Consider the following 25,843-nt stretch of genomic DNA (forward strand, 5'->3'; position numbering starts at 1 on the left):
TTACACCATCCCCCGGGGCACGATCAGGTCACTCGCTTCCCTCGCCCAGTCGGAAGCGCGATACTTGCGGCAGCGATGGCACGCCGTGGATCGGCAGAACGCCCAGCCCCAGGGAGCAGGCGTTCCGCACGATTCGAGGCGTTTTCGAAGGTCGGCATTCAGGTAAACATAATTAAGGAGCGTTTCTCTGGTGTTGATGAAGGATTTCCGCTTCACGGCAAACTCACATGCTGATTTTGGCTTATTTAGCCTCGCGCATGAGCCCGCCTCATCGGTCGGTAGGAGTCGCTCTGGCTGCTCTAAGCTGCCGAGAGCGCACCAAGCATCGCAACATCGGCCTCCGGCTGCCGGGCGCGTTTGCCAGCAAATAGCGGAACCGATTTCGCAGTATGGCGGGACAGGTGTGAGAGGTCCAACCCAGGATAGCTGATGCTATCCATAGCACCGGTCAACCTCGCCGTGGAGTAACCCCAGCCGTAGTTCGAGGACGATGACCCTCCGCCGCTCCGGCCAGTGAGATATTGTCCCAGTTTCGTTTCGTGGAGATCGGCCTCTCGCAGCGCGTCCTCGAAATTGTGGCGCAGCGAGTGCATGCCCAGCTTCGTTCCTTGGAACCCGCGCTTCTCGACAAGGCGCACGAACCAGTCTGACAGGCCGTCACCCCATTGGCCGTTGGAATTCGGCTTCTGGCCCGGAAAGAGTTGCGAGCACTTGGCGCGGCGCTGCCGCTCGACGAATTCGAGGAAGCCGATTTCAGCAAGGCATGGATGAACAGGGATCATCCTCCTGGCATTCCTTGTTTTGCCCTTTCTTACCAGGATCATCCAAGTGCCCGCGACCTTGGAGATGTCCGTGAGGCGAAGAGCCGCGATTTCTCCTCTCCGCATGCCCGTCCAGAGCGCGACCAGTGGTCCCCAGTAGAGCAGCGGATCGCTTTCATCCCCCGTGGACCAGGGCGCTTGTGAGAAAAGCTGGCTGAGTTGTTCGGTCGTGAATGGGTCGCGCTTCTGTTCATCGGCAACGGGATCATGGACCCTGAGTCCGGCGAAGGGATTAGCGGGAAGCCACTGTTCGCGCACGGCCCACCCGAAGATCGAGACGAGGAATCCCATGTAGGAATCATTGATCGTTTTGGCGCTGAGGGTCGGGAGCCCAAGCGCCTTCGCCTTCTGGACGGCCGCCTTCAGAGAAAGGCCGCGAAGCTCCTTCTTTTTCGTCATGTGCGAGGGCAGGCACTGCACGAGTTCGAAAAGCATCCGGCCGTCGTCCCGTGTGACGGTGGCAACATCCCGATTCGCCCCCAGAACTTCGCGGAGAAGGCGCCATATAGGCGCGTAGGCAGCGCAGGTGGATTTCGACCAGGCCTCGCCCTTGTCTGTTGTGTAGGCCTCTATGAGGTCCGCAATGGTGTTGACCTTGGTAGGTTGCCCAGCGAGCGAGGCGGCGGCGGCCGCCGCGATGCCCGCGTCCTTGAACTGATAACCAAAATTCCCTTCCAGGCGCGCCCGGTATGACGCAGCGAGTTCTCGCCAAGCCCTCACCATAAGTTCGCGAAGCTGCATGTAGCCAGGATCGTCCAGGGTGGCGCAGATGCCCTCCTCGGCGAAGAGGGCCGGGGTATAAGCCTCGATTTCCGGATCGAACTGTCCTCGTGCCAGCATGTGGCACAAATTGCCCTCCAGAGTTGCCAAGTCATCCAGATACTCGGCGTGCGAGGCATCATCGAAATGAACGGGGATGCCTTCCTTCCAAATCTCCACCTCTCGCTGAAACCAACGGGTAAACAACCGCTCGATCTCAGGAGGGCTGACGGCACGCTCATGCGCTTCGATCCGCATTTTAAGGCGGTCAACTTCCTTGTTGAATTGGATGTCCAGGTAGGGACGCCGGTTCACTGCGACCTTCAGGTCGGTGGTTCCGATGCAGCGAATGAAGAACTCGCCGGGAGCGATTTTGGAGACAGATTTCGGCCAACGGCGACGGTAACGATACCAGCCGTGGACGCATTGCAAATGATGTTTGTGTTGCATTTTCCTGGTAGCCAATGTGAACCTTGAAAGTGCACCACAGCGGCTCAGGAATGCAATATTTTCCGCTAATCCAAGAGGAATTCGGAAAATGGTGCCCAGAAGAGGACTCGAACCTCCACGACCTTGCGATCGCCAGCACCTGAAGCTGGTGCGTCTACCAATTCCGCCATCTGGGCACGGGGTAGGAGCGCGCAGTTAGCTGGTGGCCGATGGGCTGTCAATCAGCTGAGACGCATTATTTTTCCTAATCTGCCTGTTTGCAGCGCTGGCCTTGCTGAGGCACTTGGCGGAACGCCTGTCATAATCCGGAGACATGTCATGGAGAGCACCGAATTTTTGCCGCCGGCGATGTTTGCCCGGCCGGACGGTCTGCGTCTGGCCTATCGCCATCGTGCCGGCCAGGGCCCCACGGTCGTCTTCCTGCCGGGCTATATGTCCAACATGGAGGGGGGCAAGGCCGTCGCCCTCGACGATTGGGCGGGACGGTCGAGGCGCGCGATGCTGCGGCTCGACTATGCCGGCAATGGGGCGAGCGAGGGGCGGTTCGATGAGGGGACGCTGGCGGGATGGCGGGACGATGTGCTGCTGCTGATCGATTCACTGGTTGAGGGGCCGGTGGTGCTGGTCGGTTCCTCGATGGGCGGATGGCTGGCGCTGCTGGTCGCTCTTGCGCGGCCGGGCCGGGTGGCGGGGCTGGTGGGCATCGCTGCGGCGCCGGACTTTACCGACTGGGGTTTCACCGATGCCGACAAGGCGCTGCTGGCGACGGAGGGACGCATCGTCGAGCCTTCCCCCTATGGCGAGGAGCCGTCGGTGACGACGCTCGGCTTCTGGCAATCGGGACAGGACCTTCGGGTGCTGGAAAGCGAGCTCGCGATCGATTGCCCGGTGCGGCTGCTCCAGGGGCAGGATGATCCCGAGGTTCCCTGGCAGACGGCTCTCCGTCTCGCTGCGCAGCTGCGTTCATCGGATGTGCAGACGCTGCTGGTTAAGGATGGCGATCATCGCCTTTCGCGCGACGCGGACATCGCCCTGCTGATCCGCACCGTCGCCGCCCTTTTGGACCAGTTGTGATGCCCCTCCTCATCCTGCCCCTGCTGCTGCTCGCCCCCCAGACCTATGATCCGGAGATCGAGGCGGTGATGAACCGCAAGCGGCGGGAAAAGGCCGCCGCCGCCGCTGCACCGTCCGCGCCGGCGCCGGCACAGACGGAGATGGGGCGGATTCCGGTGCCGGAAAAATATGCCGCCAAATTTCAGCAATGCCTGGACCAGGCGATCGAGGCGCCGGATCGGGGGATCGCCTTTGCCGAGCAGTGGCGGATCACGGGCGGCAGCTTCTACGCGCGTAACTGCATGGGCTTTTCCTATGCGCGAGCCGAACGCTGGGCTCCCGCCATCGTCGCGTTCGAACAGGCGGCCGATGAGGCCGAACGCAGCGGAGAGGTGGCGCAAGGCGCGCGGCTGTGGGCGCAGGCGGGCAATGCCGCGCTGGCGGGTGGCGACCCTGCCAAGGCTCGCGATCATTTCGATGCGGCGCTGGCGCGCGGATTGCCGGACGGCGTGGAAAAGGGCGAAGTGCATCTAGACAGGGCGCGCGCGCTGGTCGCGCTGAACGATATGGCGGGCGCGCGCGCATCGCTCGACACGGCGCTGACGCAAGTGCCGCAGGACCCGCTGGCATGGCTGTTGTCCGCAACGCTGGCGCGGCGATCGGGCGAAATCAAGCTGGCGCAGGCGCACATCGCCCGCGCGGTGCAGCTGTCGCCCGACGATGCCTCGGTCGCGCTGGAGGAGGGGAATATCGCGATCCTCTCCGATCATGAGGATGTCGCCCGATCGGCATGGCAGCGTGCGGTGAAGCTGGCTCCCACCGCACCGGCCGGAAAAGCGGCGGCGGATAACCTCTCGCGACTGCCGGCGGCCGGCGCCGCAAAGTGAGCGGGGTTCGGGGCGTCAGCCGTCAGTCGATGTAGAAATCGACCGTCGTCACCACCCGCACCTTCTTGTAGGGCGTGTCACTTGCGCCATCGGCCTCGCCGTCGCGCGCCTCGATGGAAAAATAGCCCTGGGTCGCGCTCTTGATGCCACCGACGCGCGCGCCGCTGTCCCGGGCGAACTGTTCGGCGGCGGCACGCGCGTCCTTCGTGGCGGCTGCGACCATGGAGGGCTTGATGTCGTTCAGCTTCGTGAAGCTGTAACGCATGCCCGATCCCTCCTGCAACGTGACGCCCCGCCGCACGAGGTCGAACTGCTGGGCAACCGCGCGCTGAGCCCGGGCGATGTCGGTCGTCCGCAGCAGCATGCGCTGAGTTATGGTGATCGTGTTGACGCCATTGTTGATATATTGATTGACCCCTGCGCCGGTGGGGCTGAGCGCGTTTGGACGGAAGCCGAGGCTGGCGAAATAGGCGCGCAGCTCCCGCGTATTATTGTCGATCTCCGCGCGGACCGCGGGCAGATCGAAGCCGGTTGCCGAGTAGCTGATCGACCATGTCGCAAGGTCGGCCGTGACATCCTTTTCAGCAAGGCCGCGTACGGTAACGGATCGGTCGGCGGCCTTGGCGCGCCTCAACCCGTCGCCGAGAAGATAGCCGCCGCCTGCGAGTCCGACGGCGAGGACCGCCGCGCAACCGAGCAGCACCTTGTCATGCAGTAGCAAAGGCATCGCAGCCGCCCCTTCCTATCGGGGCCGATGCCCCCTATCTTCGCCATGGACCTTGCCACCTCAGAGATGAACCGTTGCTTTACAGCGGCGAATGGAGCGCACCTTGCCCAAATATCTGCACACGATGATCCGCGTGACCAACATCGACCGGACGATCGCCTTCTTCAACCTGCTGGGCCTTGAGGAGCAGAAGCGGTTCGACAGCGAACAGGGACGATATACGCTCGTGTTCCTGGCCGCACCGGGAGATGAGGCGGCGCAGGTCGAACTCACCTACAACTGGCCGCCCGCGGACGGCTCTGCTCCGGAAGCCTATGGCGAGGGTCGTAATTTCGGTCACCTCGCCTATCGTGTCGAGAATATCTACGAAACCTGCCAGCGCCTGCTGGATGCGGGCGTGACGATCAACCGGCCGCCCCGCGACGGGCATATGGCGTTCGTGCGGACGCCCGACAATATCTCGATCGAACTGCTGCAGGACGGCCATCTGGAGCCCGCCGAGCCCTGGATCTCCATGCCCAACATGGGGGCCTGGTAATCCCATGCTGGAGGTCGTCCGCATCCCCGTCCTCAAGGACAATTATGTCTGGCTGCTGCATGACGATGCGAGCGGCGAGACGGTGGCGGTCGACCCGGCCGTGGCCGAGCCGGTGCTGGACGCCGCCTCGGCACGTGGCTGGACGATCAGCCAGATCTGGAACACCCACTGGCACGGCGATCATGTCGGCGGGAATGAAGCGATCAAGGCCGCGACCGGCTGCGCCATCACCGGGCCGGCGGCGGAAGCCGGGAAGATCGGCACGCTCGACCGAACCGTGAGCGAGGGCGACCGTGTCCGCATCGGCGGGCATGAAGCGCTCGTGATGGACGTGCCGGCGCATACGGCGGGCCATATCGCCTACCATCTGGCGGGCGATCATATCCTGTTCGTGGGCGACACGCTGTTCGCCATGGGCTGCGGCCGGCTGTTCGAGGGAACCGCCGAGCAGATGTTCGCTAACATGAAGCGGTTTTCGGAACTGCCGGACGACACGGTCGTCTATTGCGCTCATGAATATACGCAATCCAACGGCCGATTTGCCCTTGGCGTGGAGCCCGATAATGCGGTGCTGCGTGCGCGGATGGCGCAGGTCGAGGCGGCACGCGAACGGGGCGAGGCGACCGTGCCGACGACGATCGGCCAGGAGCGCGCCACCAACGTCTTCATGCGCGCCCGCACCGTCGCCGAACTGGCCGAGCGCCGTGCCGCCAAGGACGCTGCCTGACGGCTTGGACGCGTCGAACTCGTCTTTCCTCGAGCGGGGCCGAACAAGGAGAGTGGTGATGCGTGCATGGATGTTTCTGGGGCCGATCATGCTCGCGGCCTGCTCCGGCAGTTATGAGCCGCCCAGGCTGACCGAAAAGCAGACGATGCGGCTTGAAGCGGCTCTGGCGGGCAAGGTCGCGGGCGAAAAGGTCAGCTGCATCAGCCGCTTTGGGCAGACCAACCTGACGGCGATCAGCGACAGCGTGCTGCTCTATCGTGTCAGCGGCCGGCTGGTCTATCGCAACGACCTGATCGGCAGTTGCTCCGGTCTTTCCAGAGGCGACACGCTGATCGTCGAATCCCATACGTCGCAACTCTGCCGCGGCGACATGGCGCGCAGCGCGGATCTGCTGGCTAGCATGGTGACCGGCTCCTGTGCGCTGGGCGACTTCACGCCTTACCGCACGCCCGCCAGATGAGGCCTCAACCCTTATAGAGAGCGTCCAGCCGATCCTGATAGCGGGCGCGGATGACATGGCGACGGATTTTCATCGACGGCGTCATCTCGCCATTGTCGATGGTAAAGGCTTCGTCCGCCAGAATGAAGCGCCGCACCTTCTCTATGATGGAAAGCTCGGCATTGACGCGGTCCACCGCCGCCCGCAGCGCCGCCTGCAAGGCGGGATCGCCGACGATAGCTTCTCCGCCGCGTCCCTGCGCCACCGCCCATTCGCGCACCCATTCCGCGTCCGGGACCAGCAGGCCGACCAGATAGGGCCGCCGATCGCCATAGACCATCGCCTGCCCGATCTCCGGCTGGAGCGTCAATATGCCTTCGATCTTCTGCGGGGAGACATTGTCCCCCTTGTCGTTGACGATCAGGTCCTTCTTGCGGTCGGTGATGCGGATGCGGCCCCGCGCATCGATCTCGCCAATGTCGCCAGTGTGCAGCCAGCCGTTCTTCAGCGCCTTTTCGGTCTCCGCCGGGTTGCGCCAATAGCCGTGCATCACCAGCTCGCCGCGCACCAATATCTCGCCATCCTCGGCGATCCTGACCTCCACGCCGTCGAGCGGCGGTCCTACGGTTTCCATGGCGATCCCGGCGCGGGGGCGGTTGCAGCTTACCACCGGCCCCGCCTCGGTCTGTCCATAGCCCTGAAGCAGCGTCAGCCCCATCGCCTCGAAAAACAGGCCGACATCGGGGTTGAGCGGAGCGCCGCCCGACACCATCGCCTTCATGCGGCCGCCGAAGCGCCGGGCCACCTTGGGCTTCAGCGTTCGCGACAGCAGCGCCTTCATCGGCAGGTCGAGCAGTGACTTGCCCCCGTCCTGCTCCCTGGTCGCGATGCGTAGCGCCTGCTCCAGCAGGTAAGCGGGAAATTTTCCCTGCTTCTCGATCGACTTGATGATGCGGGCGCGAAGCACCTCGAACAGGCGCGGCACGACGACCATGATCGTCGGACGCGCTTCCTCGATATTGGAGGCGAGCTTCTCCAGCCCTTCGGCATAATAGATTTGCGCGCCGATCAGGATCGGCAGGAACTGGCCGCCGCTATGTTCATAGGCGTGGGACAGGGGCAGGAAGGAGAGAAAGACCTCTTCGTCCTGGCCGAAATCCTCCTGCAGCAGCTTGCCCGCGCCCTCGACATTGCAGAGGATGGAGCCGTGATGCTGCATCACCCCGCGCGGCGCGCCGCCCGTGCCGCTGGTGTAGATGATGCAGGCCAGGTCCTCCCGCCGCGCTGTCTGGGCTGCGGCGCAGCTTTCCGGGTCGGCGGGATGCGCGGCGATCAGGTCACTCCATCCGTGGCAGGCGATATCGCCTTGCGCCCCCCGCAGCGGCTCCATGCCGATCACGAAGCTGGCCTGCGACCGCAGCACCGCTGGCATCAGATTCTGCGCCAGCTTTGCGGTCGAGACGATGACCGCCCGCGCGCCGCTGTCGGTCAGGATATGCTGGTGATCGCGCGTTGTGTTGGTGGTGTAGGTCGGCACCGTGACGCAGCCCGCCGCCATGATCGCCAGATCCGCGATGCAGAATTCCGGTCGGTTCTCGCTCACCAGCATCACCGGCTCACCCGCCTTCAAACCCTGCGCTTTCAGCGCGGCGGCGAGCGAGGCGACCTGCCGCGCCGCTTCCGCCCAGCTTAGAGATGTCCATTCTCCGTTGATCTTGCGCCACAGGAAAGGTGCTTCCCCCTTCTCCTTCGCGCGGCCGAAGAACATGGTCACGAGATTGGGAAAACGGTCGATCGCCTTCAAGCAGCACCTCCTGTTGCGACGGACGTCTGCTGCGCCCTCTTATGCCCTCGCGGTGCTATAACCCTGCCGTGCCGTAACGGCCATGAAATTCAACCGCTTTCCTCAATCGAACAGGCCGTCCTGAACGGTGGAGGGCGGATTGAGGCCGAGATGCTTCCAGCCCGGTCCGTTAAGGCAGCGGCCCCGCGCGGTGCGGGCAATGAGGCCAAGCTGGATCAGATAGGGCTCGATCACTTCCTCGATCGTGTCGCGCGCTTCGGACAGCCCCGCCGCGAGCGTCTCGACGCCGACCGGCCCGCCACGATAGATGTCGGCGATCATCATCAGATAACGCCGGTCCATAAGGTCGAGGCCGAGATGATCGACCTCCAGCCGGGTGAGCGCGGTGTCGGCGACCTTCTTGTCAACCGCCTCCGCGCCGGCGACAGCGGCGAAATCGCGCACCCGCCGCAGCAGCCGCCCGGCGATGCGCGGCGTGCCACGGGAACGGCGGGCGATCTCCACCGCGCCGTCGGAGGTGATGGGAAGGTCCAGCAGCCGGGCGGCGCGGCGGACCACCAGCTCCAGTTCCTCGACGGTATAGAATTGCAGCCGCACCGGAATGCCGAAGCGGTCGCGCAGCGGCGTCGTCAGCAGCCCCTGCCGCGTCGTCGCGCCGACCAGCGTGAAGGGCGGCAGGTCGATGCGGACGGATCGGGCCGAGGGGCCTTCGCCGATCATCAGGTCGAGCGCGCGGTCCTCCATCGCCGGATAGAGCACCTCCTCCACAACCGGATTGAGGCGATGAATCTCATCGACGAACAGCACGTCGCCTTCGTCGAGGTTGGTGAGCAACGCGGCGAGATCGCCCGACTTGGCGATGACCGGACCCGATGTGGCGCGGAAGCCCACCCCCATTTCCCGCGCGACGATCTGCGCCAGCGTCGTCTTGCCAAGGCCGGGAGGACCGAAGAACAAGACATGGTCCAGCGCCTCGCGCCGCGCCTTCGCCGCCTCGATGAAGATGCGCAGATTCTCGCGCGCGGCCTGCTGCCCGACAAATTCGGCGAGCGACTTGGGCCGAAGCGCCGCGTCGACATCCTCGACCCGGCGAGTGGAGGCGATCAGACGATCGTCGCTCATGCGCTCGCACCCTCGTCATGCTGAACTTGGCTCAGCATCCATCGGACCGCACGCGATGCTCCAGCGGCGGCAAACCCGAACTCACCGCCAGACCGAGCCACTGAGTGTAGGGTTACCATCATCACTTCGCCGCCTTGCGCAAGGCGAGGCGAACCAGCGCGTCCAGGGTGGCGCCTTCGCCCAGTTCTTCTTCGGCGGCGGCGACGGCGTTGCCCGCTTCGGCGGGCTTGAAGCCGAGATTCTGCAGGGCGGACACCGCGTCGGCGCCATGGCCGCCGGTCGGCAGCGCTGCCAGACCGACGCCGAGGCCGCCAGCGGGTGTCGGGACCGCGCCGATCTTGTCCTTGAGCTCGTTGGCGATGCGCTGCGCAAGCTTGGGGCCGACGCCATTGGCGCGGGCGATCATCGCCTTGTCGGCGGTCGCTATCGCCCGGTGCAGTTCCGCCGGTTCCAGCGCGGAGAGGATGGCGAGCGCCACGCGAGAACCGACGCCCTGCACGCCGGTCAGCAGGCGGAACCAGTCGCGTTCTTCGGCGCGGGCGAAGCCGACGAGGCGGATCGAATCCTCCGACACCAGCATTTCGGTGTGGACCGTCACCGCTTCACCCACCGGACCAAGAGCGCTCAGCGTGCGGGAGGAGGCCCCAACCAGGAAGCCGACACCGCCCACGTCGATGATGGCATGGTCAAGGCCGGTACTGTCCAGCCGCCCTTTCAATTTTGCGATCATGCCCCAAGCCCTTTGGTCATGATCTGTTCCTTAAGAGCGACTCCGGCGCGGCGCCAGTCAAAAGCGAAGCATGCGGCACCATTTGCCGCTCAAGGCGTAGTGCAGCCGAACCATGGCATTTACAGAAGGAAGAATGTTGCATGACGCTCGAGGCTCCACAGCTGGGACCCTGCGATTTCGAACATCCGGCCATCATCCTGTCCGGCACCGTCGATCAGGCGATGTACCAGCATTTCCGCAGCTGCCTGACTTCCGCGCCCGAAGAGGGGCTGGTGGTGGTCGAAATGGCGACGCTGGGCGGCGACCCGGAGGTGGCGCGGATGATGGGCGAGGACATCCGTTTCCATTCGGAGCTGCATCCGAACCGAAGAATGGTGTTTCTGGGCAAGACGGCGGTCTATTCGGCGGGCGCGACCTTCATGGGCTTTTTTGCGGCGGAGAACCGTTATCTGACGCGGGGCACGCGGCTGATGATCCATGAGCGGATCATCACCAAGGACGTGCATCTGGAGGGGCCGCTGTCCCGCTGCATCGCCTCGCTGAAGGCGGCGCTGAACGAGATCGAGGCATCTATCGCCATCCAGAATGAGGGATTCCAGAACCTGATCCTGGGATCGCAGGTGAGCATCAACGAACTGCTGATGCGGGCGCCGGAGAACTGGTATCTGGAGGCCAATGAAGCGGCATCGCTGGGGCTGGTGGCGGCGGTGATCTGAGCGACGGCCGGTCAGATCTTCCCGATTTCCCTCCAGCTCAGCAGCCGTTCGACGCTGGTCCGGCGGGGGAGCCATTTCGACGCTTGCCGGCCGCCCGCTTCCTTCGCGCCAGGCGACGCTGCCGCCGCTCGCCAAGTGCGCCGGGCGCGGAGATATTGGGGATCGAGAAGCGACAGCATCGTCAGCGGGAGAGCCGTTGCCGGCCAACGCACCTGCATCAGGCGGCGGCGATATTGCAGGACTGCGCGTATCGAACCGGTCGATGCGGCCGGCACATTCAGTCCAAGCAGCTTCTTGGCGGTCCGCAGCTGCGTGCGGGCCGCCGATCGGGCGTAACCGGCAGCGAAAAGTCCGTCCAGCTGGCGCCATGCCACCGCGTCCATGCCATGCGCCAGCGACTGGATGTCGACAAGGTGGCGCAGGTCGATCCGCCCCCTCAGATAGTCGCGGCCCTTGAGCTGATCGTGCAGCAGCAAGATCGCGACGGAAGTGACGGTAGAGGGCAGATAGACAGTGCCTTGCGCAAGGCGATGGCGCGCCCCGTCCCTCACGATGTCCCCATGGCCGTAATGCAGCGTCGTGCGGCTGCCATAATCGCTGTGCAGATCGATCGTCGCCGCGTCGGTCAAGCGGAACAGCACCAGCGGCACATCCGGCCCCTCATGGGGCGCTTCCAGTTGATAGCCCAGGCCCTGCAACCGGCTGACGGCTGCTGCGATCTGCTGCGGCGGCACCAGCAGGTCGAGGTCCGAAAGCAGGCGGTCGCCCCGTTTCGCCGGTGCCGCAGCGGCAAGCCAAGCCGTGCCCTTCAGCACCACCGGTTCGATGCCCGCATCGTTCAGCAGCTTCGCCGCTTCATCGAGCTGCCCGTACAGGCGCTGGTTCCGCTCCTCGTTCCGGCCATAGATCTCCTCCAGGAAACGCTGCACATCCGAGGGAAGCAATGGTAGACGGCCGCTGTCCCTGAGCCTGCTCGCCACCAGCGGCGTGCAGAGCGAATGATTGGCCATCTCGATAATGCCCATCCACTGATCCTCGACGGGAACCTCGCCGCGCAGGCAGGCGAGCAGGCCCCGCAGATGATCAAGCCGGTTCATCGTCGCATATTTGCTTCAGGAGGGCCGTTGCGTCATCAAGCCGGGCATAATGGAGTTCATGGCATCGGGCGGCAGCGACGGTCCGGATCATGAGATCGAGCGAGTCCCGGCCGATCTCCTCATCATGCGAGGCCGCTTCCGCCAGAAGCTGCCGCAGGGCGATCGCCGTCGTCATGGGCCGCAGTTCCGCGCCGCCCGCGCTCCGCCGCCGCAATCGGATGATCCAGCCGATGCCGACCGGCTGTTCGGCGGCGATCCCGCCCGGTGTCGGAAAGCGGACGCGCTTGCGGTCCGCGCGCAGGTGAACCGGCAACCGCGCCATATCGCCATAGACCGATTCCAGCAGCGGCCAGGCGCCGGCCTTGACCGAAGGCAGGAAGGCGAGGCCCTGAACCCGGCCCTCGCCATCCACCATGGCGATATCGTCGCCCGCATAGTCGAAGCCTTGGGCCGTCAGCCAGGAGGTCAGGGTCGTCTTCCCCGCGCCGGGTTCTCCCAGGAGCAGCAGGGCCTTGCCGCGGCGGTGCAGGCAGCCGGCATGGAGCGCGAGCCGCCAGCGTGGGTCCTTCAATATCTCTTCGGTGATCTTCGCCTTGAGGACGGGCCCGGCCTGCGAAGGCTGCATCAGGCAGGCAGGCTCGTCATTCCGGCTGAGAAAGGCCATGCCGTTCGCTTCCCAAAGCGCATAGCCGATCGCGCAGGACAGGCTGTCCCGCTGCAGATGATCGAACAAGGGCGCGACCATGCGCGCGAGCGCCTCGTCATGATAGGATAAGGACAGGGAAACAGCACCGATCGCGATGGTCTGCACCCGAACGGGCGGGGCGCGCGGATCGGGATCGCAGGCGCTGACCAGCCCCTGCGTCGACCAGTTCGCCAGCACGTCCCTCAACATCGGCCCGGACCGACGAACGCCCCGATCGGCGAGTTCCCGCGACAACTGGTCGAAACAGACCCCCTCTTCAAGCCGGCAGCTGACATATCCGCCAATTTGGTTGACGCTGAGAAGCGCCTGCCGTCCTGAAGAGAAGATCAACGGCTGACCGTCGACAAAGACGAGCGATGTGCCCTGCGAAAGTCGCAACACCATCTGCGCTTCGACTCAGGGCTTGTTACGCCCGTGTCCGCGATTGCCCGGATTGCCGGGGCCGGTGCCCGGGCCGTCATTGATCGGCGGGTTGCCCGGAGGCTGCGGATCGGGACCGTTGCCGACACCATTATTGCCCTTCGGCCCTCCGCCGCCGCCGCCAGCGGACCGAGCGATCGCCGGCGAGGAGAGCGACGTCGAGAGCAGGATCGTGACGGCAGGAGGCACGGTCACCGCGAAACGTCCGCAGGTTTTCAGAAAGTCGCGCCGGTCTTCCGCGCCTGTTTCCGGAGTGGGTTCCTGGGGCAAAGCAGCCTCCTTTGCTGGATGAAGGCTGGAAATTACCATGGCGCCATCGCTCGCCTGAGTGCGATGAATGGGTAAGCCAAAAATGGGTATATCCAAAGGAATATTCCGCCGCCGCAGGGGCGAATCGGCCGTGAGCGGGCGTCGCCTACAAACATAGGTGAATCGGTGCCTCGGGCTATTCCTCTCGCTTCGCTCGATCAGCCCTGCGGGAGGACCGGTGATCGCCCCGCAATCCAAAGATGTGCTGGCGCATTCCGCATCATTCCCGATCGTCGCCCTTGAGAGCGTAACCCTGTGAGATCATGGTCACCCAAAAGAACTAGGCCGCGGTCCTAAAGGCGAATGGTCCCCGGCGTGGTTTCGTGGGACGCCTCCACCCGGGCTTGCTTGCGAGCAGTCAGCGAGCGGAGGACAGGGTGGTGGTGGAACCCGCAGAAAAGCGCGTATGGCATCCAGGGCTGACCTGGCCCTGGCTGAACCAGCGCCAGAGTCAGTCGGCCCCCTGGGCCATATGCGCCATTCTTGTCGGCCTGTCGGCCTCACTCTTCCTGCTGAGTTCCCGATATGGCATCGGCGTTCGGCCCGACACGTTCCGCTATATGGGACTGGGTTGGAAACCGGACGACGCGCCCGTCTACGGCTGGCTGCTGAGGGGCATCGCCGAAACAGGATTGAATATCTGGGGCGGCGCGAAGCTCCTCGGTCTGGTGCTCAGCTGCCTCAACCCGATCCTGATCTGGGTCACGCTGATGCGGGCGACGCGGAGCAATGTCCATGCAGCCGGCGGCACGATTCTGATCCTGCTCTCCCCCTCCTTCTCCCGGCTGAGCGCCCTGGCGCTGTCGGAGGCGCTGTTCATCACCTGCATCTTCACCTCCGTCCTGCTGTTCGTCGCTTATTTGAAGGACATGAACTGGCGGCGGCTCGCAGCCTGCGGGGCAATGATCGCGGTGACCACCCTGGTGCGCTTTCCCGGTATGGTGCTGGGCTTCGCCATCGCCGCGACACTCCTGCTGATGCGCCAGCTGCCGCTGCGGCAGCGTGTAAGATCGGTGGTGATGCTGGGCTCCGTGGGCGGCGGCATCACGCTTCTTTGGGCGATCGTCAGCAAGATCGTGGCCGATCACGCCGTCGGCCGGGATTTCGCCTTCTACGGCAATGCCGACGTGGAACGATGGAAGCAGGGCTTCAAGTCGCTGACGGCTCTGCTGGCGCCGATGGAAGTGCCATTACTCGCGCGCGCGGCGCTTTTGCTCGCGGTTCTGGGAGCGGTCGCCTGGATCTGGTTTCACTATTGCCGCTTCGTGCTGCGCAAGGCGGACGCGAACATGGGGGAGGCGGAACGGGCGCCAGAGCGCACCATCGCCCCGGTGTTCGGCTTCTTCGCCCTCTTCTATGCGGCGTTCATGGTGCTGGCCGTCCATCTCGAGGCCAATCTCCCCCTTAATGGCCGCTATGCCCTGCCACTCTACGTGACGCTGGTCACAGCCGCGACCATCGTAGTGAGCGACCGGAAAAACATGTCACGGGGCGACAGGGCTCTTGCCTCCCTATTGGTCGCCATCAGCATCGGCATCCTGGCCAGCCACACGGTCCGCACCGCCAGCCGCACCGAAGCGGCTTACGAGCAAGGCCTAGACTTCGCCAGCCGGGCCTGGGCCAGTTCGCCCACCATCCACGCCGTCCGGCGGCTCCCGCGCGGTGCGATGATCTTCAGCAACGGGCCGGAGGCGATCATCTACGCCGCCAAGCGGCCGGCGACCATCGTGCCGATGAAGATGGATTCGCGCACCGGCCTCGACCGCCCGCACAATCCCTACCCGCGCCAGCTCGAAGCCACGCGGCAGCGCCTGCAAGGCGGCAACGCCTATGTGGTGTTCGTCGATCGGGTCGACTGGCGCTTCTACACGGCCACTGAAAACGAACTGAGGCAAGCGCTCGGCCTCAAGCTGGTCGAGCGCCTCGCCGATGGGCGGATCTACAATCTTCCGCCGTCTTCACCCTCGAACAATCCGCTTTGAGTCCAGCCTCGAAGGAGATTTTCTCGTGCCCGACATTCGATTTATCCGGTCCGCCGCCGCAGCAGCGCCGCCAACGCGAACGACAGCGGACTTGCGCGACTATCTTGCGATCGCGCGCTTCGATCATGCGACCAAGCATGTGTTCATCCTGCCGGGCATCATCCTTGCCTACGTGTTTCGCGGGCCATCGGACGCGGACACCGTCCTCCATCTGGTTCTCGGCATCCTGAGCGCCGTGCTGATTGCTTCGGCCAATTATGTCATCAACGAGTGGCTGGATCGCGAGTTCGACGCCTTTCACCCGCTGAAGTCGCAGCGCATCGCGGTCAAACGCCAGCTGACGCCGGCGCTCGTCTATACCGAATATGCGGCCTTCGCGGGTGTCGGCGTGCTGCTCGCGGTGCTTATCGGCGGCATATTCCTGCCCGCCGCGCTGTTGTTCCTGATATCGGGCCTAACCTATAATGTCCGCCCCTTCCGCACGAAGGACCGGGCCTATGTGGATGTTCTGGCAGAGTCGCTCAACAATCCGATCCGCCTCATATTGGGCTGGGCGATGGTCGACCCGACCAGCCTTCCGCCGGGCAGCCTCCTGCTTTCCTACTGGATGGGGGGCGCGTTCCTGATGGCATCGAAGCGGTTGTCCGAATATCGCGACTCCGCCGGCCGGGGCGAGCTTGCCATGCTGCACCGTTACCGCCCTTCCTTTGCCACCTATACGGCGGAAAATCTCACCGTCTGCTGTTTTCAATATGCGATCCTGTCGGCCTTCGGGCTGGCCGTGTTCCTGATCAAATATCGGATCGAATATATTCTCGCCTTCCCCTTCGTCGCTTCCCTTTTCGCCCTTTATCTCTGGCTGTCCCTGAGAGAGGCGTCCGTCGCGCAGCGTCCCGAGCGGCTGTTTCGTTCACGGCGGCTGATGCTGGCGGTCGCGGCGACGACGGCAGCATTCGTCTTCACGTCCCTCCATGATGTTCCGCAGTTGCAATCGCTGTCGCAGCCGCACTTCATCAGCTTCGGGCGCTGACGCCGTGCCGCTCGTCAACGGGCCAGTGGACTGGGATCGGATCGATCTGGTCGTCTTCGATGTCGATGGGACGCTCTACAGGCAGGCACCAGTCCGCGCGCATATGATGGTGAAGATCGGGGTGGAGGTGCTGCGCAACCGCAGCCTGACGCTGCCGCGCCTGCTGCGGCGCTACCGGCAATGTCGTGAGGAACTCGCGCTGCGGCCGCATGAAGATTTCAGACGACGGCAATATGCGTCAACGGCGGAGCATATGGGATGCGCCCCGGACGAGGTGGAAGCGCTCGTCGAAGAATGGATGCAGTTGCGTCCGCTGCCGCTGCTGAAGGCAAGCCGCGTCGAGGGCATCGACCTGCTGTTCCGGGCGCTTCGATCCACGGGCAAGATGATCGGCATCTTCTCCGACTATCCGGCCGACGCCAAGCTGGCCGCCATGGGGCTGGAAGCCGATTGGATCGCTTGCGCCGGGCACGCGGAGGTAGGGCGGTTGAAGCCTGAGCCGGCGGGCCTGATCAAGCTCCTGCAATGGTCCGGCGTTGCCCCGGAGCGGGCCATTCTGGTCGGCGACCGCGTCGATCGGGACTGGGAGGCAGGCAGCCGGGCGGGCGTGCGCACGATCATCCGGTCGCGGCGGTCCTGCCGCCATGTGGACAGCTTCGCCCGCTACACGGACCCGCCCTTCGCAGAACTGCTGAAGTCACGAACGCAGCTCGGTAAGGCCAGCGCCTATGCCTCGTGAAAGGCGCAGCCTGTTCCAGAAAGCCTATCTCTATTTTCTGGTCGGCGGCTGCGCGGCTATCCTCGACCTGTCGATTTTTTACCTGCTGATCAGGCAGGAATTGTCGACGGCGATTGCGGCCATCACCAGTTTCCTGATTGCCGCGCTGGCCAATTATCTGCTGTCGTCGATGATCGTTTTCCAGGCGGACCTGTCGCTGCGCCGGTTGGGCAGCTTCATGGCGGGTGCGTCTGCCGGGCTGCTGATGAATTCGGCGCTGACGGTGGCGCTCGCCGATATCAGGGGGTTAGAACCCATCCTGTCGAAGGCGATCGCCATCGGCATCACCTTCGCCTTCAATTTCTCGATCAACAGCTTTCTCGTTTTCCGGCGGCCAAGGCCCCAATAGCCCGCTGCTCCTGCCTGCCGGCCCGGCTGGCGAGCGGCGTCAGGCATGCGTCGATGACCTCATCCCAGCGGCCAGCGATCGCGCGCGGGCTATAGGCTTCGGCGACCCCGGCCGCGCTGGCGCCGAGCCGGATTGCGAGTTCCGCGTTCTCGATCAGCCGCAGCATCGCGCCTCCCAACGCCGCCGGATCATCGACCGGCACGAGCAGGCCGTTCTCGCCATGCTGCACCAGCTCCGCCGGACCAAAGGCGCAATCAGTCGCGATGACCGGCAAGGCTGCGGCCATGGCCTCGCCCAGCACATTTGGAAAGCCTTCATAACGTGACGAGAGGATGAAGATGGAACTGCTCTCGATCCATTGCGCCGGCCGTTCGCTGAGGCCGGCCAGGCGGACGCGGCCGCCGAGCCCCTGGTCGCCGATCCGCGCCCGGAGTGCGGCTTCGTCGGGTCCTTCGCCCCATATGTCGAGCGCCCAGCCGGGATGATGCGGCGCGACTCTGGCGAAGGCGTCGATCAGCGTATCGAACCCCTTCTGGTCGGTCAGGCGCCCAACGGCCGTCAGTCGAGTCGCCGCCAATCCCGCAGGGGTCCAGGGAAATCGGGTGATGGGATTGCCGATGACGACAGCCTTGCGCCTTGCCCCGGCGGGCAGCATGGCCGCGCTCGCCGCCGTCTGAAGCACGATGGCTCGGGCGCGCGGGAACAGAGTCGCTGCGGCTTTCCTCCACAGAAAATGCATGGGCTGCCGCGCCATATTGTTCCGTTCTGATATGATGACGGGCACCGGCATGCCGATGGTGGCGGCCAGAGCGATGACATTGATCTTGGTGAGGAAACTGATGACGATGTCGGGCGCGAGGCCTGCGATCGTCCGGCGCAGCGTCAAGATACGGCGTAGCGTGCGGAGCGCGGAGGCTTCGAGGTCCCCGCCCAGCCGGACGAACCGCGTTGCTTGCGGAAAATCATGGTAGATGGGATCGGAAGGCCGGTCGAAGGAAACGACCGACACCCGGTCACCCCTACCGATCATGTGCGAGGCAAGCTGCGCGATCACGCGCTCGGCCCCTCCCGCCCCCAGGCTGGAGATGACGAAGAGGATATGCCGGCTCACGCAAGCGGCTCCGAGACGGGATAGCCGTACCGCGCGAGGTCGAGGCCCGTCAGCTCCTGGGTGCGCCAATTGCTCTGCGCGTAGTGGGAGCCGACATGGGCCTCGACCTGATCACGCAGCCGGGCGTGCAGGTAGCGCTCCAGCCGCCGGGGCGAGAAGGCTTCGAACAGACCGCGCATCGCCCCGAAGCGAGGCGCGAAACGCGGGATGGCGACGAGCGCGCCGGGGCTGAGTTCATTATCATAGAAGAGCGCGTTGAGCCGCCGCTGCACCAGTTGCATCAGGAGCGAGCGCCCCTCATTGGCGCGGTTCGCCCGGCCAACCGGCTCCCCCGTGAAACCGCAGAAATCCTGTATCCTGGCGACGAACCACGCCGGTTCTTCGGCCAGCATCTCGTAGGGAAGGACCAGCAGCTTGTCGCGGCCGAACAGGCGCTGATAATATTGGATCATCCCGTCGAACTCATAGGTCGACAACCGGAAGCCGGGCCGGCGCCCGAGATGGGGCTCGACCGACGCCAGAAAGGCCCTGAGCGACCCCGTGCCGCCATCCGTGATGTGCTGGCTGTACATCGAGCGGATCAGGCTGCGCTGCTCCCGCAGGATCATGAGGATACGGGCCTGGGGAAAGGTCGCGTGAAGCCGGTCGGCGATCAGGCGGCGGTCATGCCCCCCGCTCGACGGATAGCCCGACAGCCTTTCATGCGAGACGACGAGCGTCCAGCCCTGATTCTTCGCCGCCGCGATATGGCGCGCATAAGAGGCGCGCGCTTCGTCAGGGCTGAACTGAAAGGCATCGGCTGTCACGAAATCATGCACGATCTGATGGCGGGGGCGCCCCGTCTCGGTCGTGAAACCGTGGTCGGCGCTGCCGAATATCTGCTGCTGGAGCCAGGTCGATCCGGTCTTGTGAAAACCGATATGGATGAGCAGCGGCGCGCGCTCGGCCCCGGACATCGGCGCCGGGCATGGCTCATTCGCCAGCGTCGGCGCGGGGGCATGGCGAAACATGCGGGGTGTCTCCTTGACCATGGACGAGCCGATCATCGCACAGGAAGGCGCGGAAATGGCGCGGTAAAAGGGTGTACCACCAATGTCCGGAGCGGGCTCAAAACTCCTCGAAGCTTTCGATCACCCTGTCCGCCTCTACCCCCTCATTGCGGGCGAAGACATGAATGCGGCTCGGCCGCGCGATGCGGACGGTGTCCCAGCCAAGCAGGCGGGGCGCCTTGAAATCCTTGAGCGGATTGTCGGCAACATAGGTGCAGGCAGCGCCGGACCGGCCGAAAAGCGCCTCGATATGACGGAAGGCACGCGGGTTGGGCTTCCAGCAATCCCGGCCCCATTTATCGGTACACAGGCCATAGTGAATGCCCCGGCCATACAGGCCGAGCGCCTTGATCTTGCGCCTCTGCGCGTCGAGAAATCCGTCGGTGATCAGCGCCATGGCGGTCGTGCCGTCCTGCCGGCCGATAAACCGCTCCGCATCGGCGGCAAGGCTGATGTCCGGGCGGTGCTGGCGGTAGACGCTGAGCATCCGGACGATGAGCGCGGGATGGGGCTCAAGGCCCATGTCGCTGAGGCTCTGGTCGAATATTCTGGTCCGGTAGCCCGCCTCGAACCGCTCGCGCATCACCGCGCCCAGCCGCTCGATCCCCAATATCGCGCTCGCCCACTGTCCCACGGCCTTGAGCCCGCTCAGCACATAGTCGCGCTCGAGATAGAGCGTGTCGTCCAGATCGAAGACGATGAGCCGGTCGAACCGCCGCTCTCGCCCACGCGGCCGGTCAGAGGAAGACGGCATCATCGAAGCGCAGCATCAGGACATTGTCCTGCCACCGGTCATGCGCCGTTCGGGTGAGGCCAAGCCGTTCCTCCAGCAGCCAGCGGGTGAAATGCGCCCCGGCCCGGTGGACCAGCGGATAGCCCCCGCCGAAGCGGGCGTTGATCTCGAAGATGGAGGGTCTGCCGTCCGCGTCCATGCGCGCCTGGAAGCATAGCGCGCCGCTCGCGCCGCCAAGCGCACCGCCCAACTGCCAGGCGAGGTCGAGCAGCGCGGGATCGCGGAGCGTCACCCCCTTTTCCACCTCCCCCGCGCGGACCCGCAACCGCTCGTGCGCGATGGCGCAATGCATCTGCCCGTCACGATCGAAGTAGACGTTCACAGTGAATTCCCGACCGTGCAGCAGCTCCTGGAGGATGTAGGGTTCGCGCTCCTCCAGCGTGCGCAGTTGCTCCCGGTCATGGACCATCATGATCCCACGGCTGGAACTGCCATGGCGCGGCTTGGCGAGAAGCGGCAGGTCGGCCTCGCCGCTCAGCACCTCCTCCACCGAGAAGGTGCGCGGCGAGGGAAGGCCCGCGCTTGCCAGGAAGCGCGCGGTGGCGAGCTTGTCGCGCGCCATGCGGACGAGCGCCCCGTCGCTGACGGCGACATGGCAGCCGAGCGCGCTGAAACGGTCGCGCGCTTCGCTGTAGGCGACGAGCTCGGTGTCGATCGTCGGCACGATCAGGCCGATATGCTCGCGTTCGCAGATGTCGAGCATGGCCGGAATGAACTCAGCGCTGTCGGCCGGCGGCGCGCCCACGGCTCTGTCGGCCTCGACGCAGGCCGGGCTCCATTCGGGCGTCAGGTCGCTGGCGAAGATGGTGAGATCGACGTCCAGCGCCGCCGCAGATTCGCGGAAACTCCGTAACAGGCTGACCCGCCGCCCCGCCGAGCTCAGCATCATGCGCAGCGACCGCCGGCGCGGCTCGCCACGACCGGGCTCCGTGCCCATCGTTGCGACGGCTTCTCTTTGGGGGATGGCTGACAGATCCATGATCAGGCGACCTCTCTGATCGAGACAAAGGCTTCGGCCGCCCGCCGGCTGACGCAACTGCCGCGCACCTGCGCCAGCGCGCGCAACGTCTCGACGGACCGCTCATTGGGGAAGGCATGAACCTGCGATGCGAAACAGCTGAACGCCTCGATCTTCCGATCGAGAAATTCGCTGATGTCGACAAAGACATTGGGCTGGAAGGCCGGCACCAGATAGGGCGCCGCCCAGTTCGTCTCCGACACCGTTTCATAGGCCAGGATACGCCTTGGATAATGGTCGCCCAGCGGCCGGGCCGCGACCATCGCGGCGTCGAAAACCAGGCCGTGGTCGAAATGCAGGTCGCCGATGAAGGGAAGGAATAGCAGGTCCGGCCGGCAGTCGGACACAAGCGCGGCAACGCCTGCATTCAGTTCAGCGCGCGGCACCCGGTCAAGCGCGGCGGCGGGAAAATCGAGATTGTGCGTCCGCGCGACGCCCAGCACGCCATGCGCGCGGCGGGCCTCTGCCTGCACCTGCTCGACCTGCCCGGCGTCGAACAGCGGCGGCTGGCCGCGCGTCACCACGACGACCTCGACATGGCACCCCATAGCCGTCAGGCGGGCGATCGTGCCGCCACAGCCCAGCACTTCATCATCGGGGTGCGGCGCGATCACCATCGCCCGCTGGACGCTCTCCAACATTGTCATGCCGCCGCCCGATCCTCTCCCAATATGGCATGGTTGGGCAGCGGCGCCTTGCGCTCGGTCCGCCACTGGGTGACCCGCAGCCCATCGCCGTCACCGCATTTCACGATGAAGCTGTCCTCCGTCCGCTCGACAATCTGACCGGCCATGGCTGCGGCATGGTGCCCGAGCGGCACGGGAACCGCCGCCGCTATGACCAGACGTTCGCCCTTATAGCTCGTCCAGGCGCCGGGATAAGGATCGCCGCACGCCCTGACATAGCGCCATATGGTCGCGGCGGGACTGTTCCAGTCGATCAGCGCATCCTGCTGCCGCCGCCGCGCGGCATAGGTTGCGCAACGCTCGTCCTGGATGTGGAGCGCCGGCGAGCCGCCGGCCATATCCTCCAGCACGGCGGGCAGCATCTCCTCGAGGCTCGCCATATGCTTGGCATAGAGGGTGGCCGCCGTCTCATCCGGCGCGACGTGGAAATAGCGCTGGGCAAGGAGCGGGCCGCTGTCCACCCCCTGGTCGATCAGGAACAGCGAGGAGGCGGAGATCGGCTCCTGAAGCAGGATCGTCCAGGGGATGACACCGCGCCCGCGCAGGCGCGGCAAGGGCGCAGGATGATAGCCGACCACGCCCCTTCTCGCGGTTCCCATGAATTGCTCGCCGCAAATCTGCGACCAGCCGATCACGAAGATATAGTCGGGCGCCAGTTCGCGGATTTGCGCCAGCGCATCTTCAGCATTGATGTTGGCGACCCGCACAAGCCTGGTGCCCGCATGCTCGGCATCGGGGGCGAGGTCGACAAAATCCGAATGGCGGCCGGACAATTCCAGGGGGAGCGTGAAGACGCCGGCCAGGGTCCAGCGCGGCGCGGCGGCAAGGCAGCGCAGGGCGATCCTGCTGCTCTCAACAGCGCCGATGAGTATTGCCCTCATGAGCACTCCTTATCGAGACGGGATTGGGACGCTCGCCCAGCAGCGTCAGCCGGAGCGTCCGCAAAAGGATGTTGATGTCCAGCCGCAGCGAACGATGGCCGATATACCAGAGGTCGAGCGCGAACTTGTCGTCATTGTTGAGCAGCGCATTGCCGTTGACCTGCGCCCAGCCGGTGAGGCCCGGCGGCACGGTGCAGCGCTGACGGCCCTTCTCCCCGGCCTCGGCGATGGTTTCGGGCAGCAGCGGGCGCGGCCCGATCAGCGTCATGGAACCGGTCAGGATATTCCAGAGCTGCGGCAGTTCATCCAGCCGCGACCGGCGAAGGAAACGCCCAATCGGCGTCGTCCGCATCGAATCGGGCAGCAGCGTCCCTTGCTCGTCGCGCTGGTCCGTCATCGTCCGGAACTTGACCAGTTCGAACAGGCGGCCGTCCTTCGTCACCCGGATTTGGCGGAACAGGACAGGCGCGCCGTCCTGCAGGCGTATGGCGCAGCCGATCAGCGCCATCAGCGGCGCCGCCAGCGGCAGGGCGAGGCCGGCAACCGCCATGTCGATCAGCCGGTTCACGCGGATCGCAGGGGCCGGCCGGCGCGGCTCCCTGACCCGATTGCGGCCGGCGCCGATCTCCATTTCGGACAGGAGCATGGCGTTGACCTTCTCCACCGCGTAGCGCTCCTCAACGGTGCCGCGCGCCGCTCTCCCCATCCGGGGAGGCAAGCCGGGCTGCGCCAGCACGCACAGCATCGCGTCGGCCAGCGACTGGGCGCTGCGGGGCTTGACCAGGAAGCCATTGACCCCTTCGACGATCGGCTCGCGGCAGCCCGGCATGTCCGTGGTGATCACGCCGCGTCCCACCGCCATCGCCTCCAGGATCGTGCGGGGAAGCCCCTCGCGATACCAGCTCGGCAGCACGAAGATGCTGGCGTCGGCGAGATAGGGGCGGACGTCGCGCGTCTCGCCGAGATAGTCGATCACCCCCTCCTGATGCCAGCGCTCCACCGTTTCCCGGGCGATGCCGGCCGGGTTCTCGTCCAGCGGCCCAAGCAAGCGGAAGCGGGCTTCGGGGTAGCGGGCGCGGACAAGGCGCGCCGCTTCGACATATTCGACCAGCCCTTTGTTCCTCAGCAGCCGGGCGATCATCAGGAATGTCGGCGGGCCTGCGGGCAAGGGGGCCTGCGCATAATGCGACAGGTCGACGCCCGATCCGGGCACCTGGATGACCCGGCTGTCCTTGCGCAGGATATGGTGGCGCAGCATCTCCCCCCGATCGTCGCTGTTGAAGACGAAGACGGCCTTAGCCTTGCGCAGGGCCAGCCGGTAGAGAAGGGAGACGATCGAGCGAACATAGGGTAGCAGGCGCGATCCGCCTTCGCTGAACACATGGCCGAGGCCGCTCACCATGGCATAGAAGTCGAGTCCCGGGAAAAAGCGGCTGGCGATGCCGCCATAGATGATCGGCTTCTGGGTATAGGCCAGCACGACCTGCGGCCGCTCCCGCCACAGGCAGCGGACCAGCCATGCGAGCGTCACAAGGTCCGCAAACGGGTTCATCCCCGCCCGTGCCATGGGCGTACGCCTATAGGCGGCGCCCATCGCCTGCAGCCGGACTTCGATCTCCGCATCGTGGCAGGGGGCGCAAACCACGACCTCATGCCCCTCCTCGATCATCGAGGCGATCAGCCGGCCGCGAAAATTCACCAGCGAATAGGCAAGACTGGCGATTATGACGATCTTCATGCAACCTCGACCTGCGCTGGGGGCGTCGGTGCCAAGTCTAGGGGAAAGTTGCCGTAATCGGCCGCACCATTTCGCGCCCTATACTTGAGAAGGGCGAGCGCGGAGCCGACCTATCCTTTCGGGGTAGAAGCTAAGGCGAGGGCGCCCCCGAATTGCCCACTACGATGGGCTGCTACCCCCAATTGCTTCGTACCGATGCACAGCTGTCACCCGGTTTCCGCGCGCTTATCATGATGGAAAGCAACGGGAAACAAGATGACCGATCGCAAGCCACGCTTCATCGTGATCGGCGCCGTCAAGGGCGCCACGACCTGGATCGCACACCAGCTTCGCAGCCATCCGCAATTATGGCTGCCGCGCGGCGAGCCGCATTTCTTCAGCTCCGAATATGAACGCGGGGCGCAATGGTATGCCTCGCTCTTCGATCCAGCGCCGGAGGGGCGGATGCTGGGCGAGAAGTCCGCCGATTATCTCGCGCATCCCCACGCTGCGGCGCGCATGGCGGCGATGCTGCCCGACGCCCGCTTGATCGTTCAGCTGCGCGATCCGGTGCAGCGGGCCTATTCCGATTATTGCATGCTCTACCGGCGTGGCACGGTGAGCGGGGATCCGCACAAATATCTGCAGGGCGGCGAGGCGGGCCAGTCCCGCTTCCTTTCGGGGGGCCTTTATGGCGCGCATCTCAGCCGCTTCCTGCGCTATTTTGCGCGCGAGCAAATCCAGGTGATCCTGTACGAAAGCCTTCGCCACTCCCCCGAACAGGTGATCGCGGAGGTCTGCACGCATATCGGCGTGCCGGTCCATATCGCGCCGGACAAAGCCGCCAGCCGCAGGAATGACAGCAAGGCTCCCCTGCTCCCCCTGCCGCTAAGGCGCGCGCTGCAGCCGGTTCGGCCGATGCTCGACCCATTGCGGTCCAATCCGCTGATGGCGAAGCTGCGCGACATGATGGCCGCGCCCGTGCGCTACCCGCCGCTGACCGAGGAATTGCAGCAAGCGCTTCGCCGATTCTATCGGGACGACATCGTGCTGCTGCAGGATTTGCTGGAAAAGGATCTCAGCCACTGGCTGGCCAGCCCCGCCGCCCCTGCAGCTCCAAGTCCGGCCGCGGTGCAGGCCTGAC

Annotated in this window: 26 protein-coding genes and 1 tRNA gene; 11 read left to right on the top strand and 16 right to left on the bottom strand. The window is 64.9% G+C overall.

The window, feature by feature from the left end:
• Positions 1-299: 299 nt before the first annotated feature.
• A complete protein-coding gene (locus L858_RS0112800) occupies positions 300-2,030 on the bottom strand; it encodes a site-specific integrase (RefSeq protein WP_022683549.1) in 1,731 nt (576 codons plus the stop codon).
• A gap of 89 nt (positions 2,031-2,119) precedes the next feature.
• A tRNA-Leu gene (locus tag L858_RS0112805) sits at positions 2,120-2,206 on the bottom strand.
• Between the two features lie 142 nt (positions 2,207-2,348).
• On the opposite strand from L858_RS0112805, the gene L858_RS0112810 reads away from it, so the two are divergent.
• Together L858_RS0112810 and L858_RS0112815 are read left to right on the top strand one after the other, a co-directional pair.
• Positions 2,349-3,104: an alpha/beta fold hydrolase gene (locus L858_RS0112810; protein ID WP_022683550.1), complete on the top strand. Its 756-nt coding sequence runs from the start codon at positions 2,349-2,351 to the stop codon at positions 3,102-3,104.
• Positions 3,104-3,970: a tetratricopeptide repeat protein gene (locus L858_RS0112815; protein ID WP_022683551.1), complete on the top strand. Its 867-nt coding sequence runs from the start codon at positions 3,104-3,106 to the stop codon at positions 3,968-3,970. Before L858_RS0112810 ends, L858_RS0112815 begins: the two co-directional genes overlap by 1 nt.
• A 22-nt stretch (positions 3,971-3,992) precedes the next feature.
• Here L858_RS0112815 and L858_RS0112820 read toward each other — a convergent pair whose 3' ends face one another.
• On the bottom strand, positions 3,993-4,697 hold the full coding sequence (locus L858_RS0112820; protein ID WP_022683552.1) for an SIMPL domain-containing protein: 705 nt from the start codon (positions 4,695-4,697) through the stop codon (positions 3,993-3,995).
• Positions 4,698-4,800: 103 nt separating this feature from the next.
• Here L858_RS0112820 and L858_RS0112825 point away from each other — a divergent pair, with 103 nt between their 5' ends.
• Genes L858_RS0112825 through L858_RS0112835 form a run of 3 tightly spaced genes read left to right on the top strand, consistent with a single transcriptional unit; the run spans position 4,801 to position 6,422 of the window.
• A complete protein-coding gene (locus tag L858_RS0112825) occupies positions 4,801-5,235 on the top strand; it encodes a VOC family protein (protein ID WP_028056090.1) in 435 nt (144 codons plus the stop codon).
• A gap of 4 nt (positions 5,236-5,239) precedes the next feature.
• Complete coding sequence (gloB, locus tag L858_RS0112830; RefSeq protein ID WP_022683554.1) at positions 5,240-5,962, top strand: hydroxyacylglutathione hydrolase; 723 nt, start codon at positions 5,240-5,242, stop codon at positions 5,960-5,962.
• 58 nt (positions 5,963-6,020) lie between these two features.
• On the top strand, positions 6,021-6,422 hold the full coding sequence (locus tag L858_RS0112835; RefSeq protein WP_022683555.1) for a hypothetical protein: 402 nt from the start codon (positions 6,021-6,023) through the stop codon (positions 6,420-6,422).
• 4 nt (positions 6,423-6,426) lie between these two features.
• Here the strand turns inward: L858_RS0112835 and L858_RS0112840 are convergent, their stop codons facing one another.
• The 3 genes from L858_RS0112840 to ruvA form a co-directional block, all read right to left on the bottom strand.
• Positions 6,427-8,205 carry an AMP-dependent synthetase/ligase gene (locus tag L858_RS0112840; protein ID WP_022683556.1) on the bottom strand — a complete coding sequence of 593 codons (1,779 nt, stop codon included), beginning with the start codon at positions 8,203-8,205 and terminating at the stop codon, positions 6,427-6,429.
• Between the two features lie 102 nt (positions 8,206-8,307).
• Positions 8,308-9,327, bottom strand: coding sequence for a Holliday junction branch migration DNA helicase RuvB (gene ruvB / locus L858_RS0112845; protein ID WP_022683557.1), 1,020 nt, complete (start codon positions 9,325-9,327; stop codon positions 8,308-8,310).
• A 121-nt stretch (positions 9,328-9,448) separates the two neighbouring features.
• Positions 9,449-10,057, bottom strand: a complete 609-nt coding sequence (ruvA, locus tag L858_RS0112850; protein WP_022683558.1) for a Holliday junction branch migration protein RuvA — start codon at positions 10,055-10,057, stop codon at positions 9,449-9,451.
• 140 nt (positions 10,058-10,197) lie between these two features.
• Between ruvA and L858_RS0112855 the strand changes: the two genes are divergently transcribed.
• On the top strand, positions 10,198-10,773 hold the full coding sequence (locus L858_RS0112855; protein WP_022683559.1) for a Clp protease/crotonase-like domain-containing protein: 576 nt from the start codon (positions 10,198-10,200) through the stop codon (positions 10,771-10,773).
• A gap of 11 nt (positions 10,774-10,784) precedes the next feature.
• On the opposite strand, the gene L858_RS0112860 is transcribed toward L858_RS0112855, so the two are convergent.
• The 3 genes from L858_RS0112860 to L858_RS20080 are packed head-to-tail and all read right to left on the bottom strand — an operon-like array spanning position 10,785 to position 13,266.
• The gene (locus L858_RS0112860; RefSeq protein WP_022683560.1) at positions 10,785-11,870 is read right to left on the bottom strand and encodes a nucleotidyltransferase family protein; all 1,086 of its coding nucleotides are present in this window, start codon (positions 11,868-11,870) and stop codon (positions 10,785-10,787) included.
• Positions 11,857-12,960, bottom strand: coding sequence for a phosphoenolpyruvate carboxykinase (ATP) (locus L858_RS21020; RefSeq protein ID WP_028056091.1), 1,104 nt, complete (start codon positions 12,958-12,960; stop codon positions 11,857-11,859). The genes L858_RS0112860 and L858_RS21020 overlap by 14 nt, the downstream gene beginning before the upstream one ends.
• 12 nt (positions 12,961-12,972) lie before the next feature.
• Positions 12,973-13,266 carry a hypothetical protein gene (locus L858_RS20080; RefSeq protein WP_028056092.1) on the bottom strand — a complete coding sequence of 98 codons (294 nt, stop codon included), beginning with the start codon at positions 13,264-13,266 and terminating at the stop codon, positions 12,973-12,975.
• Positions 13,267-13,685: 419 nt separating this feature from the next.
• Between L858_RS20080 and L858_RS0112875 the strand changes: the two genes are divergently transcribed.
• From L858_RS0112875 to L858_RS0112890, 4 genes are read left to right on the top strand one after another with little or no spacing between them, the layout of a single operon-like run.
• Positions 13,686-15,287, top strand: a complete 1,602-nt coding sequence (locus L858_RS0112875; RefSeq protein ID WP_022683561.1) for a glycosyltransferase family 39 protein — start codon at positions 13,686-13,688, stop codon at positions 15,285-15,287.
• A gap of 25 nt (positions 15,288-15,312) precedes the next feature.
• The gene (locus tag L858_RS0112880; protein ID WP_022683562.1) at positions 15,313-16,317 is read left to right on the top strand and encodes a UbiA family prenyltransferase; all 1,005 of its coding nucleotides are present in this window, start codon (positions 15,313-15,315) and stop codon (positions 16,315-16,317) included.
• Between the two features lie 4 nt (positions 16,318-16,321).
• Positions 16,322-17,056, top strand: coding sequence for an HAD family hydrolase (locus L858_RS20085; RefSeq protein WP_193742869.1), 735 nt, complete (start codon positions 16,322-16,324; stop codon positions 17,054-17,056).
• Positions 17,046-17,444: a GtrA family protein gene (locus tag L858_RS0112890; protein ID WP_022683564.1), complete on the top strand. Its 399-nt coding sequence runs from the start codon at positions 17,046-17,048 to the stop codon at positions 17,442-17,444. Before L858_RS20085 ends, L858_RS0112890 begins: the two co-directional genes overlap by 11 nt.
• Here L858_RS0112890 and L858_RS20090 read toward each other — a convergent pair.
• The 7 genes from L858_RS20090 to L858_RS22280 all read right to left on the bottom strand — a co-directional run bounded on the left by L858_RS20090 (position 17,404) and on the right by L858_RS22280 (position 24,720).
• Positions 17,404-18,555 carry a glycosyltransferase family 4 protein gene (locus L858_RS20090; protein WP_022683565.1) on the bottom strand — a complete coding sequence of 384 codons (1,152 nt, stop codon included), beginning with the start codon at positions 18,553-18,555 and terminating at the stop codon, positions 17,404-17,406. The genes L858_RS0112890 and L858_RS20090 overlap by 41 nt on opposite strands.
• Positions 18,552-19,565 (bottom strand): sulfotransferase, encoded by a 1,014-nt coding sequence (locus L858_RS0112900; protein WP_193742870.1) that lies wholly within the window; start codon positions 19,563-19,565, stop codon positions 18,552-18,554. The genes L858_RS20090 and L858_RS0112900 overlap by 4 nt, the downstream gene beginning before the upstream one ends.
• 97 nt (positions 19,566-19,662) lie before the next feature.
• Positions 19,663-20,361 carry an HAD family hydrolase gene (locus tag L858_RS0112910; RefSeq protein WP_022683568.1) on the bottom strand — a complete coding sequence of 233 codons (699 nt, stop codon included), beginning with the start codon at positions 20,359-20,361 and terminating at the stop codon, positions 19,663-19,665.
• The gene (locus L858_RS0112915; protein ID WP_022683569.1) at positions 20,342-21,334 is read right to left on the bottom strand and encodes an ATP-grasp domain-containing protein; all 993 of its coding nucleotides are present in this window, start codon (positions 21,332-21,334) and stop codon (positions 20,342-20,344) included. Before L858_RS0112915 ends, L858_RS0112910 begins: the two co-directional genes overlap by 20 nt.
• A gap of 44 nt (positions 21,335-21,378) precedes the next feature.
• Complete coding sequence (locus L858_RS0112920; RefSeq protein WP_028056096.1) at positions 21,379-22,062, bottom strand: PIG-L deacetylase family protein; 684 nt, start codon at positions 22,060-22,062, stop codon at positions 21,379-21,381.
• Complete coding sequence (locus L858_RS0112925) at positions 22,059-22,982, bottom strand: methionyl-tRNA formyltransferase (protein ID WP_022683571.1); 924 nt, start codon at positions 22,980-22,982, stop codon at positions 22,059-22,061. The genes L858_RS0112920 and L858_RS0112925 overlap by 4 nt, the downstream gene beginning before the upstream one ends.
• A complete protein-coding gene (locus L858_RS22280; RefSeq protein WP_022683572.1) occupies positions 22,954-24,720 on the bottom strand; it encodes a sugar transferase in 1,767 nt (588 codons plus the stop codon). The genes L858_RS0112925 and L858_RS22280 overlap by 29 nt, the downstream gene beginning before the upstream one ends.
• Positions 24,721-24,975: 255 nt before the next feature.
• On the opposite strand from L858_RS22280, the gene L858_RS20100 reads away from it, so the two are divergent.
• Entirely contained in the window at positions 24,976-25,842 is an 867-nt protein-coding gene (locus tag L858_RS20100; protein ID WP_022683573.1) for a sulfotransferase family protein, read from the top strand.
• Position 25,843 lies beyond the last annotated feature (1 nt).

Source organism: Sphingobium bisphenolivorans, from assembly GCF_000412635.1.
GTDB classification, from domain to species: domain Bacteria; phylum Pseudomonadota; class Alphaproteobacteria; order Sphingomonadales; family Sphingomonadaceae; genus Sphingobium; species Sphingobium bisphenolivorans.

Coding starts and splice junctions, on each gene's coding strand:
- L858_RS20100 (WP_022683573.1), top strand. CDS start 24,976: ATGACCGATCGCAAGCCACGCTTCATCGTGATCGGCGCCGTCAAGGGC.
- L858_RS0112925 (WP_022683571.1), bottom strand. CDS start 22,982: ATGAGGGCAATACTCATCGGCGCTGTTGAGAGCAGCAGGATCGCCCTG.
- L858_RS0112800 (WP_022683549.1), bottom strand. CDS start 2,030: ATGCAACACAAACATCATTTGCAATGCGTCCACGGCTGGTATCGTTAC.
- L858_RS0112915 (WP_022683569.1), bottom strand. CDS start 21,334: ATGGGCACGGAGCCCGGTCGTGGCGAGCCGCGCCGGCGGTCGCTGCGC.
- L858_RS0112820 (WP_022683552.1), bottom strand. CDS start 4,697: ATGCCTTTGCTACTGCATGACAAGGTGCTGCTCGGTTGCGCGGCGGTC.
- gloB (WP_022683554.1), top strand. CDS start 5,240: ATGCTGGAGGTCGTCCGCATCCCCGTCCTCAAGGACAATTATGTCTGG.
- L858_RS0112855 (WP_022683559.1), top strand. CDS start 10,198: ATGACGCTCGAGGCTCCACAGCTGGGACCCTGCGATTTCGAACATCCG.
- L858_RS21020 (WP_028056091.1), bottom strand. CDS start 12,960: ATGGTGTTGCGACTTTCGCAGGGCACATCGCTCGTCTTTGTCGACGGT.
- L858_RS0112900 (WP_193742870.1), bottom strand. CDS start 19,565: ATGTTTCGCCATGCCCCCGCGCCGACGCTGGCGAATGAGCCATGCCCG.
- L858_RS0112920 (WP_028056096.1), bottom strand. CDS start 22,062: ATGACAATGTTGGAGAGCGTCCAGCGGGCGATGGTGATCGCGCCGCAC.
- L858_RS0112815 (WP_022683551.1), top strand. CDS start 3,104: ATGCCCCTCCTCATCCTGCCCCTGCTGCTGCTCGCCCCCCAGACCTAT.
- L858_RS0112810 (WP_022683550.1), top strand. CDS start 2,349: ATGGAGAGCACCGAATTTTTGCCGCCGGCGATGTTTGCCCGGCCGGAC.
- L858_RS0112910 (WP_022683568.1), bottom strand. CDS start 20,361: ATGATGCCGTCTTCCTCTGACCGGCCGCGTGGGCGAGAGCGGCGGTTC.
- L858_RS0112890 (WP_022683564.1), top strand. CDS start 17,046: ATGCCTCGTGAAAGGCGCAGCCTGTTCCAGAAAGCCTATCTCTATTTT.
- ruvB (WP_022683557.1), bottom strand. CDS start 9,327: ATGAGCGACGATCGTCTGATCGCCTCCACTCGCCGGGTCGAGGATGTC.
- ruvA (WP_022683558.1), bottom strand. CDS start 10,057: ATGATCGCAAAATTGAAAGGGCGGCTGGACAGTACCGGCCTTGACCAT.
- L858_RS0112860 (WP_022683560.1), bottom strand. CDS start 11,870: ATGAACCGGCTTGATCATCTGCGGGGCCTGCTCGCCTGCCTGCGCGGC.
- L858_RS0112835 (WP_022683555.1), top strand. CDS start 6,021: ATGCGTGCATGGATGTTTCTGGGGCCGATCATGCTCGCGGCCTGCTCC.
- L858_RS22280 (WP_022683572.1), bottom strand. CDS start 24,720: ATGAAGATCGTCATAATCGCCAGTCTTGCCTATTCGCTGGTGAATTTT.